12 protein-coding genes are annotated in these 16,266 nt (G+C 50.9%); 2 read left to right on the top strand and 10 right to left on the bottom strand.

All coding sequences use genetic code 11. The annotated features are described in order from the left end of the window. Positions 1-351 precede the first annotated feature (351 nt). Entirely contained in the window at positions 352-2,676 is a 2,325-nt protein-coding gene (locus AB1690_10925; GenBank protein ID MEW6015825.1) for a C25 family cysteine peptidase, read from the top strand. On the opposite strand, the gene AB1690_10920 is transcribed toward AB1690_10925, so the two are convergent. From AB1690_10920 to purM, 8 genes are all read right to left on the bottom strand, one after another. Continuing rightward, positions 2,677-3,549: a glycosyltransferase family 2 protein gene (locus AB1690_10920; GenBank protein MEW6015824.1), complete on the bottom strand. Its 873-nt coding sequence runs from the start codon at positions 3,547-3,549 to the stop codon at positions 2,677-2,679. Continuing rightward, positions 3,546-4,790: a hypothetical protein gene (locus AB1690_10915; GenBank protein MEW6015823.1), complete on the bottom strand. Its 1,245-nt coding sequence runs from the start codon at positions 4,788-4,790 to the stop codon at positions 3,546-3,548. Before AB1690_10915 ends, AB1690_10920 begins: the two co-directional genes overlap by 4 nt. Beyond that, a complete protein-coding gene (locus tag AB1690_10910) occupies positions 4,780-5,856 on the bottom strand; it encodes a glycosyltransferase (GenBank protein MEW6015822.1) in 1,077 nt (358 codons plus the stop codon). Before AB1690_10910 ends, AB1690_10915 begins: the two co-directional genes overlap by 11 nt. Then, positions 5,853-6,791 carry a GNAT family N-acetyltransferase gene (locus AB1690_10905; GenBank protein ID MEW6015821.1) on the bottom strand — a complete coding sequence of 313 codons (939 nt, stop codon included), beginning with the start codon at positions 6,789-6,791 and terminating at the stop codon, positions 5,853-5,855. Before AB1690_10905 ends, AB1690_10910 begins: the two co-directional genes overlap by 4 nt. Then, positions 6,791-8,998, bottom strand: coding sequence for a two-component regulator propeller domain-containing protein (locus AB1690_10900; protein ID MEW6015820.1), 2,208 nt, complete (start codon positions 8,996-8,998; stop codon positions 6,791-6,793). The genes AB1690_10905 and AB1690_10900 overlap by 1 nt, the downstream gene beginning before the upstream one ends. Positions 8,999-9,114: 116 nt before the next feature. Next, on the bottom strand, positions 9,115-10,707 hold the full coding sequence (gene lnt, locus AB1690_10895) for an apolipoprotein N-acyltransferase (GenBank protein ID MEW6015819.1): 1,593 nt from the start codon (positions 10,705-10,707) through the stop codon (positions 9,115-9,117). Further along, positions 10,682-12,241, bottom strand: a complete 1,560-nt coding sequence (gpmI, locus tag AB1690_10890) for a 2,3-bisphosphoglycerate-independent phosphoglycerate mutase (GenBank protein ID MEW6015818.1) — start codon at positions 12,239-12,241, stop codon at positions 10,682-10,684. The genes lnt and gpmI overlap by 26 nt, the downstream gene beginning before the upstream one ends. 3 nt (positions 12,242-12,244) lie before the next feature. Further along, positions 12,245-13,285, bottom strand: a complete 1,041-nt coding sequence (gene purM, locus AB1690_10885) for a phosphoribosylformylglycinamidine cyclo-ligase (protein ID MEW6015817.1) — start codon at positions 13,283-13,285, stop codon at positions 12,245-12,247. Between the two features lie 104 nt (positions 13,286-13,389). On the opposite strand from purM, the gene AB1690_10880 reads away from it, so the two are divergent. Next, positions 13,390-14,079, top strand: coding sequence for a glycosyltransferase family 2 protein (locus AB1690_10880; GenBank protein MEW6015816.1), 690 nt, complete (start codon positions 13,390-13,392; stop codon positions 14,077-14,079). Here AB1690_10880 and AB1690_10875 read toward each other — a convergent pair. Continuing rightward, positions 14,032-15,783 carry a hypothetical protein gene (locus tag AB1690_10875; GenBank protein ID MEW6015815.1) on the bottom strand — a complete coding sequence of 584 codons (1,752 nt, stop codon included), beginning with the start codon at positions 15,781-15,783 and terminating at the stop codon, positions 14,032-14,034. The two genes, AB1690_10880 and AB1690_10875, sit on opposite strands and share 48 nt — an antisense overlap. Before the next feature lie 49 nt (positions 15,784-15,832). Beyond that, positions 15,833-16,266: hypothetical protein (locus AB1690_10870; protein MEW6015814.1), on the bottom strand; the 434-nt coding region annotated here is incomplete at its 5' end.

Raw genomic sequence — 16,266 nt, 5'->3', positions numbered from 1 at the left:
TATATGTCAAGCAAAAATTTTCTATTTCTCTCCGACTTAATTGCTTTTATGGCAACAGCTAAGACCTCGCTGAAAAACTCAATACTCTAATGCCCTATACTGTATTGCCTTTCGTCCACTCCGATAACTCCCCCGGGTTAAAGAAATTCTTTAAGTCCCGCACCCTAAGATATAGTCCGGCTCCCATCTTTTTTTCGTTTTTATTGCGCACTTCAGCCCAACAGTCCTGAATGTCTCATAAGCAACTCCATGACAACATCTTGCGCCTGGCCAGATTCGCTTAATGGCAGAACCTGGCGGCAGACCGGTTGCAGTTATAAAAACAGAATTCAGACTGAAACAGGAGAGAAAATGCGGTCGGGGAAATGGCTCTGTTTGTGGATGGTAATAGCGGTAACCTCCTCATTGCACGGCGCGGTCCTGCGTTTTCATCCTGCGCTTCTGGAAAAATCCCGGGATGGTTACCATTTCTCTTATCCCGGCGCCAAAGAGCTTGCCGTAAACTCCTCGCTTTCTCTTCCGCTTATGACTTTATACTGGGAGGGAAATATTGGACTTAATGAATCCGCCTTCACCATTCTCTATGATACTCTGACAGACTGGGGCGCGGTACCGTCACACCTGCGGCAGTTTGATAACGCCGTCACCTCCATAGATAAAGAAAACAGGGCGCCAGAGAGTCGCACCGGGGATATTACCAAAGCGGTATTTAATATAGAGCGTCTCGAATTCGATGGAAAAAAAGTTACTGCCCTTTCCCTCCTTCCTCTTACCGTTGGGAGAGACGGGATTCTGGTTATGGCGAAAGAGATTGACATCCCCTCTCTGACTCAAGAGCCGCTGAGAATCACCGAGGTATTTTCAAAATTCTCCGGCGGTGAGCCGTTGCCGCGCTCTTTGAAAAACTCTCAAACAGAGGGAGTCCGGGGACTTCCAATCGGAATAGAGTATCTGATAGTCACCGACCGGAGACTTCAAGCTGAATATGAAAGGCTGGCGTCATTCAAAAGAAGCCTGGGCATTACCGCCTCCGTAGCGCTGGTTGACAGCGTTGTGACGGCATATCCGGGGGTTGATGCCGCAGAAAAACTTCGCAACTATCTGAAGGAGTTCTATCAGGCAGGCGGGCGGTATCTTCTGCTTGGCGGCGACCAGACCCTGGTTCCGACCCGCTATCTTGTTTACTATAACTGTATCGTTGCCCCGGCCAGCCGATATGAACTGTTGCCCTCCGACCTGTACTATGCTGACCTGAGCGGCGAATGGGATAAAGACGGCGACCATAACTGGGGTGAGCCTAATCAGGACGCTCCCGACCTCTATCCGGAGATTCTGGTGGGAAGAGTCCCCTTGAAAGATTCCTCGGCCGTGGCCAGATATATTGATAAGCTGATTCAGTATTATCGGGAACCCGGTAAAGGCGACTACGCATACCTAAACCGTCATCTCTTCTTCTGCTCCGATGAGATGCGCGATTATCCGGAAGGGGGGCAGCATGGCGCCATAGCCGAGGCGCTTCCGGGTAATATTGAAGTCGATACCTCGTGGGGAGTGGAGTATCCCTCCGGTGATGACCTGAATCCGAGCAACCCCGACGGGTTCAGCTCCATCGCCAGGATTAGTGACGGGTATGGCATTATAAACATTATCGCGCATGGGCGGGTCGATGGTTTTGTGGTTAAGTCCGCCAACTACCTGGGGCGGCCGGTCTCTTATATTCTCAGCACTCCTCAAAGCGGCGGCAACGGGAGTCTTCTTAACCTTGCTCCCAACGGCAGAACTTCTTTTTACTACTCCCTTTCCTGCGATGTCGGCGGCTACGACCTCGACACGTTGTACGGTGATTCTGTCGATTATTCCTTCGTGGAGATGCTTCTGGCGGCGGAATCATCAGGGGCGATCGGTATGGTTGCCAATACCCGTTGGGGCTGGGTCTATTCCAGTTATCTTCTCCAGGAATCATTTATGGAGAAACTTTTCGCCGAGGCTCAGAACTCCCCGGCGCGGGCGATGTACCTTTCCTGGCTGGAGCATACCTATTTGCGAGACATAATTTACGGACAGAACTATTACGGCGACCCGGCATTAACGCTGTACCGCGCGGCGCCGCAGGATATTGCCATCGATATTTACCGCCAGGGGGAAGAGCGCTTTCTGGTGAGTCTTCATTCTGAAGGAACCGTTGTCAGCGGCGCCGCGGTGACGCTATCCGAGCAGGGAGTAATTCTGCAGCAGGGCGAAAGCGACCATTCCGGAAATTTCGTGATTACCTATCCCCTTGACTTCGAGAAGAAATATACCATAGCCGCCGTGAAAGAAGGATTCGCTGTGGCCATCCGGGAGTATGTTCCCTCCATAGCGTCCGACTTTACCGGGGAAGAAGATGGTCTGCTGCCGGCGGAGTTTTCTCTCCATCAGAATTTCCCCAATCCGTTCAATGGCACGACCAGAATTCCTTATTCGCTGCCATTTAGAGCGGCGGTGACATTTAAAGTCTATAATCTTCTTGGGGAACAGGTTTTCCATCATTCTCTGGCGGCACAGCCGGCCGGCGAACATGTCATAGACTGGATGGGAAATGACTCAGAGGGAAAAGCGCTCCCCTCCGGCATCTATTTCTACCGCCTGAGCGCCGGACAAAATCAGGCGACCCGAAAGATGATTCTCTTGAAGTGATTACTTCCGATGAAAAGGGGAGACAACCGCCCGGACCAGGGCGGCTAGAAGCAGTAGAAATCCACAGAGGTGGGAGAGCAACTCCTCAAAAAATCCGCGGCTGTACTTTAAGAAATAGCGGTACATGGAGCGATGCGATTCAAAAACCATCGCCGCCCGACGTCGCGAAGTAGAGCCCCCCACGAAATGCTCTATCACCGCTTCCGGATAATAGAGATTGCGGTATCCAGCCTCAACCACCCGACGGCAAAAATCGACATCGTTAAAAAATATCGGAAACGATTCATCAAATCTCCCCACCTCTTCCACCAGCGACCGGCGAAACATCATTGCCGCCCCCATCGGCTGCTCTACTTCCTTTTCTTCTTCATGGTCGAACCATCCCATCTTCCATCTGGAAAAAATCTTCGAGCGAGGGAAAAGATAGGATAACCCGCACAATTCAAACAGAAGGTCGCGATGTCGGGGAAAGGCGCGGGCCGATTTCAAGAGTCTCCCCTCAAAATTGTCAAATTTAGGGCCTATCACCCCGATACGGGAATCTTCTTTAAGCCTTTTCATCAGACGCGGGATACTGTCGCCTTGTACGCGAATATCCTGATTGAGAAGAAGAATATACTCGCCGGCGGCGGTATCGAGCCCCTGATTGACAGCCGCGGCAAAGCCGCGATTCTTCTCGTTGGCGATTACCGTAACCTTGGGGAACCGGGATTTTATTATTGCCAAGGTATCATCGGTGGAGCCGTTATCGACCACTATTAACTGATTTTGAATTGTCCCGACTGATGCCATTATAGTCCGCAGGCACTCCTCAATAAAAGCGGCGCCGTTGAAACTGATGACAATAATTGATATCGATTCCGAATGATTCATTTCAAATTACTGTCCAGCAGTTCGGCGAACTTGGCAGCCAGGGCTTTGGTAGTGAACCTTGAATAATATGTCTCGGGAAGGGGCAGAGCCGGATGCCGCTTCGTAGCAAGGTCTTCCAGCGCTTCGGCAATAGCGCCAATCTCTCCATGGGTGACAATCGAGATGCCCGGATATTCCTTAAGCAACTTCTCCGCATCGGAGCCGGCGGGGACGTCTGACAGAATCGGTTTGCCGGATAGAAGGTAATCGAATATCCGCCCCGGCAGAATATTATATTCCGAGAATTTCCCCACAGAGAAAAAAAGCATATCGGCGACACCAAGCGCTGTTATTGCCTCATTATGAGGAAGATACCCTGTACCCTTGAATCTGTCACCAATATTGAATTTATCCACAAGAGACTGCATAGACTTTGTTTCCGAGTGGCCGACATGAAGCAGGCGCACTTTTTTCCCCAGTTCAGGCTTTTTCTTATCCAGTTCTGCCACCGCGGCGAAAAGTCGTTCGACCGGGCAGAGATGATTAATAGTGCCAAGTATTCCTATGGTGAAACAATCGCTTTCAGATGGTGATGATTCCTGCCACAGTTCTCGAATCTCCGCTTCGGCGCCGTTCATTATCACCTCTCCCCTTCCGAGGTATCTCCGGATATCATTATTTACGGCGACCACCGCATCGGCATCGGTGACAATCGCTTCCTTCAGTTTTTGGGAATAGGTTCTGGCGCGGGTAGAACGATAATGCTCCTCAATCGGCAGAGAGAGCCAGAGGTCGCGGAAATCGGCCATCCAGAAAACTCCCAGTTCTTTTTTAAGTCTTTGTCCGATTATATGGGCTGAGGGGGGAGGTGAAGTACTGATAACCGCGGCAATCTGCTTATCTCTGATGAGGGAGACTGCCCGGCGATAGGCGAAGATGTTCCAGAATCGCTTGGAATCGGGCGTCTGAAAGAGAAAAGAACTCCTGGCTTTATCTATCAATCTGCCGGTGGTTTTCCTCTTTCCCATCAGAAATAACAGCCGCGCCGGATCCAGCGAACCGGCACGAATAATATTGTCCTGGTTCAGCGATGCCAGTCGGGAGTGGTCATATTCCGGATAGAGAATCGGCTTAACCGTTAGCGTAAAGACCTGATAGCCGTATTGGGGAAGATAGCGATGAAGCACCGTCGCTCTTGAGACTCCCCCCATCCCGAGCGGCGGGAAATAGTACGAAATCAGCAGAATTTTCTTATCCGGCACGACGGGCTATTATCCTTTCCATCACCTTGATGGTGGCGGCGATATTGTCGCTGAAGCGCGCCTTTGACGCCGCCATCCTATGATTGCTCTCCAGAATCTTCTCCACAGGATAGCTATCGTTGAGCAGTTTTTCAACCGCACCCTGCAGACTCGCGGGGTCACGGGGGTCAAAGAGGACGCCGTTGGTCTTTCCAACCCATTCCCGCACACCCGGAATGTCCGCTACTATCGGAAAGAGCCCGATACCCATCGCCTCCAGAAGTGAAGCCGGAGAAGAATCAGATAATGATGCCGAAAGATAGATATCAAACGATGCATAATACGGGATAAATTCCTTTCGGGATAACCGGCCGTAGAACCGTACCGCCTCTCCGATTCCAAGCCGTTCGACCGCTTCTCGAAATATCGACACCTCATCACCCCAATCGGGAAAGGTTATAATAAGGTTACCCTTTTTCAAGATACCGGCTAATGACTCAATGATGAAGCGGTTATTGTATATTTTGTTGTGCGGTCGCGGGACAATTATTTTCAGAGGTGTGCTGTCAAACGGTTTATCTGCAATCTTTTTCTCAAAGAGCAAAAAATATTCATCCTCCAGCCCCCAGGGGATGATCGCAATATCCTCTCTGTAACCCAGCCCTCTAACCTGTTCACCAAGGTAGGCGGAATCGACAATAATATGGTCGGACTGCTTCAACGCATATCGGACACGGGCGCGGTGAAGTGCGGATTTGGTTGGAGATATCAGGATATCAGAGCCGAGGCAATGAAGGATGACCGGAAACCTGCTATGCAAACCGGCAAAGGCGGTAGAGAATCCGTAACCTGAAGCGAAGTGGGGATTGATTATATCGGGCTTCAAGACTTTCGCCAGACGGCTAATCTCACCGGCGCAAAGAAGGTAATCAAGAAAATTAATCCCGCTTATCCGCTTGAGATTCTTGTCCACCGGCTCCCCCGGCTCCAGCGACGCCATTGTTATCTCAACGCCGTTTCGTTTCATCTCGGCCAGATAACGGGCCGAGTGCACCGAGCGGCCATCGGCGAGCATCAGGAGTTTCATGCCCTCTTCCCGCGATAGTAAAGCTTCCCCAGAAGATTCTTATAGGTATAGAAAAAATAAGGGGTTTGTACTCCGCCCCAACTGCTCTTGAACTGTATCAATGTCTCGGCTCCGGACGGAGAAGCGCCAAAATTGAAATATTTAAGTCCCCGGGCGCGCGCCCAACGAATAGCGTAGTCAAGCATCAGATAGTTGGGTTTTAAGTCGGAGAACTCCCGGTCAAAACAACTCTGCCAGTAGAGCATCTGATTTCTTTCGACCAGGTAAATATGTGACGCCGCCAGCCTTTCCTTCTTGCTCACCATCAGCCACAGAATGCGCTCATCTTGCTGAGAGAGAGAATATAGTCTCTCGAAAAACTGCGGAGTAAGTTTCAGTTTCCTGCCTGACCGCTGCAGATTGGCTCTTGCCAGACGAAAGAATTGCTCGGAGTATCGGTCATATTCAAAAGCGGCGACTTCCCCCCCTTGCTTCATTCCGTGGCGAATTTCCGTCTCCCGTTTGGAATCGGCAGATAAGGGAGCCATAAGGTCGAGAATCTGGGTGGAATGTTCCCGTCGGCGGAATGCCCGGTTAATAATTACCTCTGCCGGATTGAAAATATCGGCTCTCATGTACCGCCGGGGCCGCAGATAATGAACCAAAGACGATACAAATCTATTTCTATCACTCTCGCTCACGGTACTATTGTAAAAAGGTCCTCCGTAAAGCCCCTCCGGCATGGAGCGGAGCCGCTTGCCAAAACCGCTGCCGAAAGAGATCGCTGCCATACCGGCTCTTAATCCTCCATTATCCTCGTCGGCAAAAAAAATGGGAGCGCCTCCGACCGTCGTCCAGAGTGATGTGAATTCCGGCGACGAAAAAAGAGAGCCGGCGCTGAGCTCTGCCCACTTCGCGCGCGGAATTTCGGCGATTGAAAAAGTGGTGAAGGGCATTATTCCCGTATCAATAGAATTTTGCCGCGCCCCACCGAGCCATCCTCGGCGGTCAAAAGAAAAAGATACACCCCGGTTGCCAGCGGCTGACCCTGCTGATTTTTTCCGTCCCAGGGAATATTAATATTAAATTCTCGGACTTTCTCCCCTGATGCCGTAAAAATCCTGACAGTCGCCTCACCATTATAATTGAAAGAGAGAAACTCCCCGTTCCCGCTTACCCGGAATGGATTGGGAAAAGCGATTACCTGCGTTATATCAGACGTTGGCGCGCCGATGGGCGAACTCAGCCGGGAGACTCCGGCAGGAGTGCCCACCCAGACATCATTAGTCACCGGGTTAATCATCAGGGCATTGATGATATTATCCGCCAGGCCGGAATTCAGTGTGGTATAGACATCAATGGTGCCGCTGACTGAATTATATTTCGCCAGCCCCCGCCGCGAACCCATCCAGATATTGCCGCGACGGTCAAATGCCAGGGCGGTCACTTCCGGTCCAAAGTCGGCAGGGAGAAGCACATTGATAAACCGCTCTATGCCGGGGTCGTAACGAGACAGACCATACTTGGTGCCGACCCAGAGAATGCCGTTGCGGTCGAAGCGGACGACATTGACATTATTGGAGCCGAGACGGCTGTTGTCTTCGCGAAAATTTACCGCCGAATCATCATTCTTGTCAAAAGGATTTGTCCCATAGTGATAATAGAAGACGCCGTTGTTTTCGGTGCCGACCGCGAAATATCGGTCAGTGAAGTCTATCGACAAAGCCCCCTCCATCATCACCCCATCCGACATCCCGAAAGATATCCACTGTGAGCGGTTATAGAGGTTCATTATGGATACATTGTTATTCTCGCGGGAGATAAACTGGCAGGCGTACAGGTAGGATGAACTTACAGCCAAGTCCCTCACTACTACATAATCGTGGGCTTCGATAACACCGCGCAGGGTGGAATTGGCTTCATTATATCTTATAATGCTGTCCGGGGTAACCTGAAAGAGCCCGTCTCCCCAGGCCGCCAGCCAGATATTTTCAAGCAGGTCCTGGACCGTCGAGGTCGCCCATTCCCGGAGACTGAGATTGATACCGCTCCACCCCTGGCCGTCAAAGACCGCGGCGCCGTTGCGGTCAAAACATCCCACCACATTTCCGGCGGCGCTGGTAGAGAGAGCGGACACGTTATTGCCCGGCAATCCTTCATCGTTGAACTTTTCATACGTGGTCAGATCACCCAGATATAAACCATCCCGCGCCATCCCGAGCCAGTGCTGCGAGCCGACCAGCCGTCCCGCGGCAAAATTATAATTGGGAAGAGACGGAGTATTGTTCCAGTAGATAGCGGCGCCATGCTTAATAAAGAACCCCCCTGATGAGTAAATGAATAGCGAATCCCCCTCCAGGGTCATTTTCCGCACGGAGATAGGAAGTCGGGTCGATAGACGGGTGAAAGTGGTATCGATGGCAGACAGGGACAATTTGAAGGCGCTGCGGGTGGTGCCGAGATGTACCGTGTCGCGATATAGAGCCAGGGCGCGAACGGTATCGACCGCCAGCACCGGAAAATTGTTGGTATTGAAACTCTGCCAGTTGATGTACGATTTGAGCAGGTCAGGATTCGATTTATTCGCCACCGCCATACCGCCGGAGGTGGCAAGCCAGATACTGTCGCCATCAATCATAATGTCATAAACTGACGGCTCCGGATTAATCCCTCCAAAGCGAAAATAGAAATCTTCAATCTGCCCGCCATTGACCTGTTTCGAAAAGAGATAAAGTCCGCGCGATGTCCCCAGCCATAACTGGTCGCCGTCATCTTCAATCGTATAGATAGTTATCAGATTGTTGTCGCGGTCGAAAAACAGATAAGGGGTAAAATTGCCGTCACTCTGCTTAATGAGCCGCCCGTAGCCGGCCAGCCAGACATTTCCGGCAATATCCTTCATAACATAATGCAGGTCATTGGTGCCGATGCCGGAAGCATTGGTGAGCTTTCGCATTCCACCGCTGAGCGGGTCAATCTTCAGCCACCCGCCGTATGTAACTACCTGAAGAGAGTCGTCAAAAAAGTCAAGGTGCCGAACTTCCTTGGTCGAAGTGTACGACATCCAACCGTGGAATTCCGCGCTTGTTTCCGCCCGTACCGGAGCGACCCCCGCGATGACTACAAAAACCGCGGCGTAAATCAGCATAAAGGCTTTTGGCATATCACAAAATATAGCGAAATTCTTCTGTTTTAACAACCGCTCGATATATATGGTCGCATGGCGTGAGGTTAAATGGCAGGCGCAGGTGACATCAAATCTTTATTCTTAGAACCACGTCACCGGGGCGATTTGTTCTTAAGTTGACCGACAATCCGGAAAAAAGCCACCGTGAGAATCAGGAAGAGAGTGACATATAAGGAGAGACGTCCGATAACCGGTCCATGGAGGGTGAATAAAGTATATTCATCAAGCGGTTTGAGCCCCCCGGTTATGACCTTTCTTTCGTATAATCCGGCTCGAACGGTTTCTCTGCCGTAGGGGTCAATCAGAGCCGAAATACCGCTGTTGGCGCAGCGGGCTATCCAGACCCGGTTTTCGACCGCCCGAAAAACGGCAATACGCATATGCTGAAACGGTCCCGGGGAGCGGCCAAACCAGGTATCGTTGGTGATATTGACAAGGAACTCTCCCCCTTTGAGAAGACATTGACGGATATATTCCGGGAATGCCGATTCAAAACAGATAAGAACAGCATAGGCAGTCTGGTCGGTCTCAAAGATAACAATGGAATCGCCCGGGTAGAAGTCGGACCACCACTCCACCTCCTGCGTCCGGATAAAAGTAAGATAATTTTCCAGAAATTCCCTTGTCAGAAAAGGAAAATAGTCCTGGTACGGGACATGTTCCGAAAACGGCACCAGATTGACTTTGTGATATGCCGCCGACATTGTACCATCAGGCGCAAACTGGAAGGCGGAATTATAGGTTTTCCCTTTGTCGCCCCTGGTTTCAATATCAAGCGTCCCCACAATATTGTAGGCGCCGCTCTTGCGCGCCGACTCGCTCAGCATCCTCTTGTACCGCGGCTCATGGCGGGGATAGCAGGGGGCAGCCGTTTCGGGCCAAACTATCAGATGAGCCGAATCTTCCGCCGCTTCCTCAATCAGAGTATCATACAGCGCAAAATTCCAATCCCTGGTTTCCGGCGTCCATTTGATATCGAGGTCAACATTCCCCTGCAAAAGCGAGACCTTTATTTTCCCCGGATCGGGATAGGGCGGAAAGACCACCCATCCATAGAGATATACACTGACTATTATTCCGGCAAAAGCAAGGGCGGAACTCACTCTTCTTTCAAGACGAGCGCCCCTCTCCAAAAACTGCCAGACCAGAATATTCAGGATGACAATTATGAAAGAGAGACCATAGGAGCCAATCACGGAGACAATCTGTATGAAGGTCAGATAATACCCCTGGCTGTACGCCAGGTCAGTCCAGGGAAAGGCAAATTCGCTGAGGCTCCGAAAGTATTCCATCCCGACCCAGAGGAAGGGAAGCGCGGTCAGACCGATATATTTTTTCCAGTGGTAAAGACGAACGAAAAGAGAAAGCACGGCCGCCGGGTAGAGGGAAAGGATAAAAACCGCGGCAATCATACCAGGCGGGGTTACTATCGCCACCCAGTAAAGAATAAAGATATTCGACATAAACGAATAGAAGTATGCCGCCTTAAAAACCTCTTTCCCTTTGAGATTGACAATTATTGCCAGCGGCCTGAAAAGCGCCAGCCATGCCAGGAATCCGAAAGGTAGCGGAAGATATGCCAGGGCGAGGACAAACGCCCAGAAGGTCAGTTCAGCCCTGCGGAGCCGCAGAGCGGCGTCGGGGGGCCAGAAGAAGGCTTTAATGCTTGCCAGCAGGGACTTCACCCGGTATCAGTAGCGATTTCCCGGTCATCTCGACCGGCTGGTTAATATGCAAATATTGCAGGATAGTAGGAGCGACATCGGCAAGGATTCCTCCTGTCCGAAGCCTCACCTTATTCCAGCGGGAAACGCTGTCATAGAATATAAAGGGAACGGGATTAGTGGTATGTGCCGTGTGGGGTCCGTTGGTCTCCGGGTCAAACATCTGCTCGGCATTGCCATGGTCGGCAGTAATTATCGCCTGCCCTTTGACTTCCTCCACCGCCGCCATCACTTTGCCGACTCCGGTATCGACCGCTTCGACCGCCTTAATTGCCGCTTCCAGTATCCCGCTATGACCGACCATATCGCAATTGGCGAAATTCAGAACGATTACATCATATTTCTTCGACCTGATAGCCCGAACCGTCTCATCCGAGACTTCAACCGATGACATCTCCGGTTTCAAGTCATACGTGGCAACTTTGGGGGACGGTATCAGCTTGCGGTCCTCACCGGGAAAAGGCTCCTCGACACCTCCGTTGAAAAAATAAGTCACATGGGCGTATTTCTCCGTTTCCGCGATTCGAAGTTGCTTCAACCCGGCGCGGGAGACAACCTCACCGAATATATTGGTCAAATGAACCGGCGGATAGGCGACCTGCGCTTCTTTCAGTTCCACGTCATAATTGGTCATGGTAATCAGGTGGACAGCCGGTTTCCCGGGGTGCGGATACCCCTCATATTCTCGCCCGGCGAACAGGTATGATAACTGTCTCACCCGGTCGGCGCGGAAATTAAAGAAGAGAGCAATATCACCGCTCCGGAGCCTGGGGCCATCACCGGATTTATCCTCGATAACGACCGGCAGAATAAATTCATCCGTTACATTTTTCCTATAAGAAGCCTCTATGGCTGAAATGGGGTTGTCGAATCTGTCACCGACACGATTGACAATCGCCTGATATGCTGTCTCCGTCCGCTCCCAGCGTTTATCGCGGTCCATCCCGTAATACCGTCCCATCACCGTCGCCACTTTTCCCAGCCCGACTGCCCGGAAATAGTCGAGCATCTCTTTCATATAGTTGACCCCGGCCGTCGGGGAGGTGTCCCGTCCATCCATGAAAGCATGCAGATAGAGCCGTTTCACACCCTGTTCCTCTGCCAGTTTTACCAGGGCTTTCAGATGCTCCATGGAGGAATGAACACAGCCATCGGAGAGAAGCCCGAAAAGATGGATAGCGCTACCGGACGCGACCGCCTTCTTCATCCCTTTGAGGAAAACCGGGTTGGTAAAAAAGTCGCCATCGGATATAGATTTGTCTATACGAGTAATATCCTGATAGACAATCCGTCCGGCGCCGAAATTGAGATGTCCCACCTCGGAGTTTCCCATCTGTCCGCGTGGGAGACCCACAGCCAGCCCGGAGCCCTCAATCGGTATATTGGGGCAGCTCTTGAATAACTTGATTATATTCGGTTTGCGGGCGGCAATGACCGCGTTATAATGCTTATTTCCGCGAAGACCGAAACCGTCCAGAATACAGAGTAAAAACATGCCTCAAGCCTTCAGTATCACTTCTTTTTCCCCTTTTTCCATTTTACCAAGAATATACGGACTCTCTCCGAGGGTTCTCAAGTCGTTGATGACCGCAGCGGCATCTTCTGCCGCGACGACAATTATATACCCGATTCCCATATTGAAAGCCGGGTACATATCATCATCGGCAATATTCCCGCATTGCTGGATAAAGGAAAAAATCGGCGGAACTACCCAGGCCGCCCTGGAGATGATCGCGCGCAGCCCGTCGGGAAGTATTCTGATAAGATTCCCCTTAATTCCGCCGCCGGTGATATGCGCCATACCTTTCAGGCGATACTTTTCCATGAGGCGAAAGATGGGTCGTTGGTACGATTTATGGGTGGCTAAGAGGGCATCGGCGACAGACATTCCGAGGCTCGCTATTGTCTCCTCGGGGCTCTTGCGGGCTATCTCGAATATCGCTTTCCGCGCCAGCGAATAGCCGTTGGTATGAAGTCCCTCCGACGCCAAACCGATGAGGATATCCCCTTTTTCGATTTCACTGCCGTTGATTATCTGATTCTGCTCCACAATCCCGACAATGAAACCGGCCAGGTCATATTCGCCGGCCGGGTAAAAATCAGGCATCTCCGCTGTTTCTCCCCCCAGCAGCGCCATTCCGGCTCTCTGGCAGCCATTAGATAGACCCGAAACAATCTCGGCCACCACCTTCGGGTCAAGCTTGCCGGTGGCGATATAATCGAGGAAAAAAAGCGGGCGGGCGCCATGCACCAGAATATCATTGACACAATGATTCACCAGGTCTTCACCGACGGTCTGGTGACGCCCTGTCATGAAAGCGATTTTCAACTTGGTGCCGACACCGTCGGCCGAGGAGATTAAAACCGGGTTTTTTAAACCGGTCAGGTCCGGCTTGAAAAAGCCGCCAAATGCCCCAATTTCGGAAAGGACGCAAGGATTAAAGGTCTTTCGCGCCAGTTCCTTTATCTTCTCTTTTGCCCGGTCAGCGGCGGCGATATCAACACCGGCAGCGCTGTAGTCCAATTTCTTTTTTTCCATAATGAAACGGCAAGCTAATATCGCTCTCCCCTGCTGTCAAGGCATAAGAAAACTTGAGAAAAGGCGATGAATCATTATATTGAGCCATGCTCTTGACGGTCTTGATGCCGGTTTATAATGAAGAAGAGACAGTGGAGCGGATTATCGGCAAGGTCCTGGCGGTTCCGCTGGAACTGGAGTTAATAATCATCAACAATGGCTCGACCGACCGGACCAGCGAGATTCTGGAGCATTTCGCCGGGAATCCCAAAGTTAAGATTATAAGCAAAGACCTCAATATCGGCAAAGGTGACGGGGTCGTTTCCGGATTGAAGGTAGCAGGCGGGAAATACACGGTCATTCAGGACGGCGACCTCGAATATGACCCGAATGACTTTGTCAAAATGGCAGAACTGGCGGAAAAAAAGAACGCCGTGGCGGTTTTTGGGTCACGGAGGCTGAACCCGTCATCCGGCATCTCTTATAATAGATATCTCTGGGGAGGGGAGTTTTTGACTATTCTTGCCAATTTGCTATTCGGTGTCGGGATAACTGATGAAGCCACCTGTTACAAAATGGTTCGAACCGATATTCTCCGGCAGTTGAACCTGCAATGTCGACGGTTTGAGTTCTGCCCGGAAGTAGTGGCGAAACTGGGTCGCAACGGCATCAGGATATATGAAGTGCCGATTGCCTACTATCCGAGGAAGTTTGAAGAGGGGAAAAAAATCAGATGGTACGACGGGATAGAGGCGATCTGGACCCTCTTAAAGTACCGCCTTCAGCCGCTTAAGCGCTTTAGAATTAAGAAATAAATAGAGTAATCCCAGGGCGGTAAGGAGTGATATCAATGCCCCGCTCCAGAAATAAGGAGTATGATAGACAAAGACAATCGTTCGGTCCTGCGGACTGAATCTGGTGGCTAATAAACCATCCTGCTCGAACAGCGGGCGTCCATCCTTAGCCTTCCAGCCGTCATCATAACCTATGCTGAAAACAATCTCCCCTTCCTGGGTCGGCAGAAGCTCATAAACCACCTTATTCGGCGTGAATTCACGGCTGATGATTTCCGCCTGACCTTCGGGGAAATACTCCATCATTACTTCATTGAGCGGTGTCACCAGCGCCCGGCTGTCTTTGTACCCCGATAGCCAGGGTGTTGTCAGTGAGCCATGATTCTGAAGAAATTGATTGTAGATATCGTCCTTGCTTCCGATGACATGCCGAAATTCGCCTGCCTGCCAGACTCTTTCCGGCTTCTTATATTTGATGGTCGAAAATCCCGGTAGATTTATCAGATAATTGGCGGCAAGAATCAGTCCCACGATACTTGCGGCGATAACGGAGAGACTCTTTATCTTTGACCTATATCTTTCCATAAGTTTATCCAGCCCTATACCGCCTAAGATGGCAAACGAGAGTATTACGAACTGGAATGCCCGCGATGGGCAGCGAATCGAAGAAAATCCGGGAAGTCTCAGTATCTGATTCCAGGGGGAGTTGCTGGAGAAATGACCTAACCCGAAAATGAAGAAAAAGATGCCGACAATCAGCCAGAGCCGGCTTCTTCTGAAAGCCAGAATAATGCCAGCCAGGGCAAGAAGCGCCACCAGCGGCGATAGATAGGCGCTGTACTCATGCCATCCCCAGAGTTGCTCCGGAACGACCCGACGAAAGATATCCTGGTCAAAAGAAAAGAAGGCATCGAAAATAAGCCCGAAGGGAGTGCGGTCATCCGGCTTCCCGGGCCAGCGGTTCTGAGACAGATAGGTAAGCATCGGGAGAAACTTGACTCCGGCAAGCAAAACTCCGGCAAACACCGCAAAAACAAAGCGGACGAGGTAGCGGAAAGTTCTGGTCTCCAGCGAGAAGAGCAGTATGACCAGCCCGGAGAAGAATACGGTATATAGTAAAGGAATAGCGGCGCCGTTGCCAAGGATGATAAGGGCAATGGCAACCACCGCCCCCAAAAGGTAACGGAGGTTGTCATCGGATTTCCATAGAAAATAGAGAAACCAGGGCAGAAAACAGAAATGGGTGAACGGCATATGCCCGATGGAGAAATGCAGGGCAAAATAGGAGCTGCCAAAATAGGCAATTGAAACCAGGGCAGCGGCGTGGGGCGACAGACGGAGCCGCCGCGCCAGCAGATACGACCCGTAGAAACCGAGAAAATAAGCGACCAGAACCTGAAGTTTCAATCCCGCCAGCGGTCCGAAAATCAAGACCAGAAGAAACAGCGGGGATAAAATGCTTACCTCCGGATGGGCAAAAAGGATATTTCCTCCGGCAAGATATGGATTCCAGAAGGGAAACTGATGATAATGCACCATGGTCCAATACGGTATCGCCGCCATGGTGGTAAACAGTTCCCAGTCCCCTACACCAATATAGTCCCAGTTGAAAAGGAAGGTGAGGCTGAAAAGAATTGCGACTAAGAGAAAAAAGAGCCAGGGAGGAAGGCGGAACTTGCCTGATGGGGTTGAGAGTTCTTTATCAATCGCAGCCCGATTGTCCATGGGGGGAATATATCAATTTCAAAGGATGGACGAAATCGCAAAATGCCGGCTATCTTATCAATTCTATCAACACAAAGCATTTTTCCGGCGGGTCGAGCCGATGGAGCTTAATCTTCCGGTATATCTTTTCTATCCGATATTCCCCGTAAAAATACTGACTGGTATCCTTACAGGGATTATCGGCGAAAATCGCCCGGCGCGAGAATCTAATGATATCCGGCGATGGCAGCAAAAACTCGCCAGAGGTTCCGGCGCAGGGAGGCCAGCTTTCTCTTGGACCGTCCGGCATCAAGGCAAACTCAGCTCCTTTGAATTCCATAATCCCTATAACGCTTCCTCCTATTATCCTTGAGGAATCCGACCGGTCGGCATATATTAGTTCGGCATGATAAGTACCCCGAAAGTCGCCCGAGTCGCTTCTAACTAAAGTATCATCCTGGCAGGATAGGAGAAAAATGGCGGCAATGACGACAATGTAATTCA

It is taken from the genome of Candidatus Zixiibacteriota bacterium, from assembly GCA_040753495.1.
Lineage (GTDB): Bacteria > Zixibacteria > MSB-5A5 > GN15 > PGXB01 > DYGG01.
The sequence above is the reverse complement of the archived record's forward strand: the minus strand, read 5'-3'. Positions and strand labels throughout refer to the sequence as shown.

What these genes read in the sequence shown, in the direction of transcription:
- AB1690_10875 (MEW6015815.1), bottom strand. Translation starts at nt 15,783, where the DNA reads ATGGACAATCGGGCTGCGATTGATAAAGAACTCTCAACCCCATCAGGC.
- purM (MEW6015817.1), bottom strand. Translation starts at nt 13,285, where the DNA reads ATGGAAAAAAAGAAATTGGACTACAGCGCTGCCGGTGTTGATATCGCC.
- AB1690_10910 (MEW6015822.1), bottom strand. Translation starts at nt 5,856, where the DNA reads ATGAAACTCCTGATGCTCGCCGATGGCCGCTCGGTGCACTCGGCCCGT.
- gpmI (MEW6015818.1), bottom strand. Translation starts at nt 12,241, where the DNA reads ATGTTTTTACTCTGTATTCTGGACGGTTTCGGTCTTCGCGGAAATAAG.
- AB1690_10925 (MEW6015825.1), top strand. Translation starts at nt 352, where the DNA reads ATGCGGTCGGGGAAATGGCTCTGTTTGTGGATGGTAATAGCGGTAACC.
- AB1690_10880 (MEW6015816.1), top strand. Translation starts at nt 13,390, where the DNA reads ATGCCGGTTTATAATGAAGAAGAGACAGTGGAGCGGATTATCGGCAAG.
- AB1690_10900 (MEW6015820.1), bottom strand. Translation starts at nt 8,998, where the DNA reads ATGCCAAAAGCCTTTATGCTGATTTACGCCGCGGTTTTTGTAGTCATC.
- AB1690_10920 (MEW6015824.1), bottom strand. Translation starts at nt 3,549, where the DNA reads ATGAATCATTCGGAATCGATATCAATTATTGTCATCAGTTTCAACGGC.
- AB1690_10905 (MEW6015821.1), bottom strand. Translation starts at nt 6,791, where the DNA reads ATGCCCTTCACCACTTTTTCAATCGCCGAAATTCCGCGCGCGAAGTGG.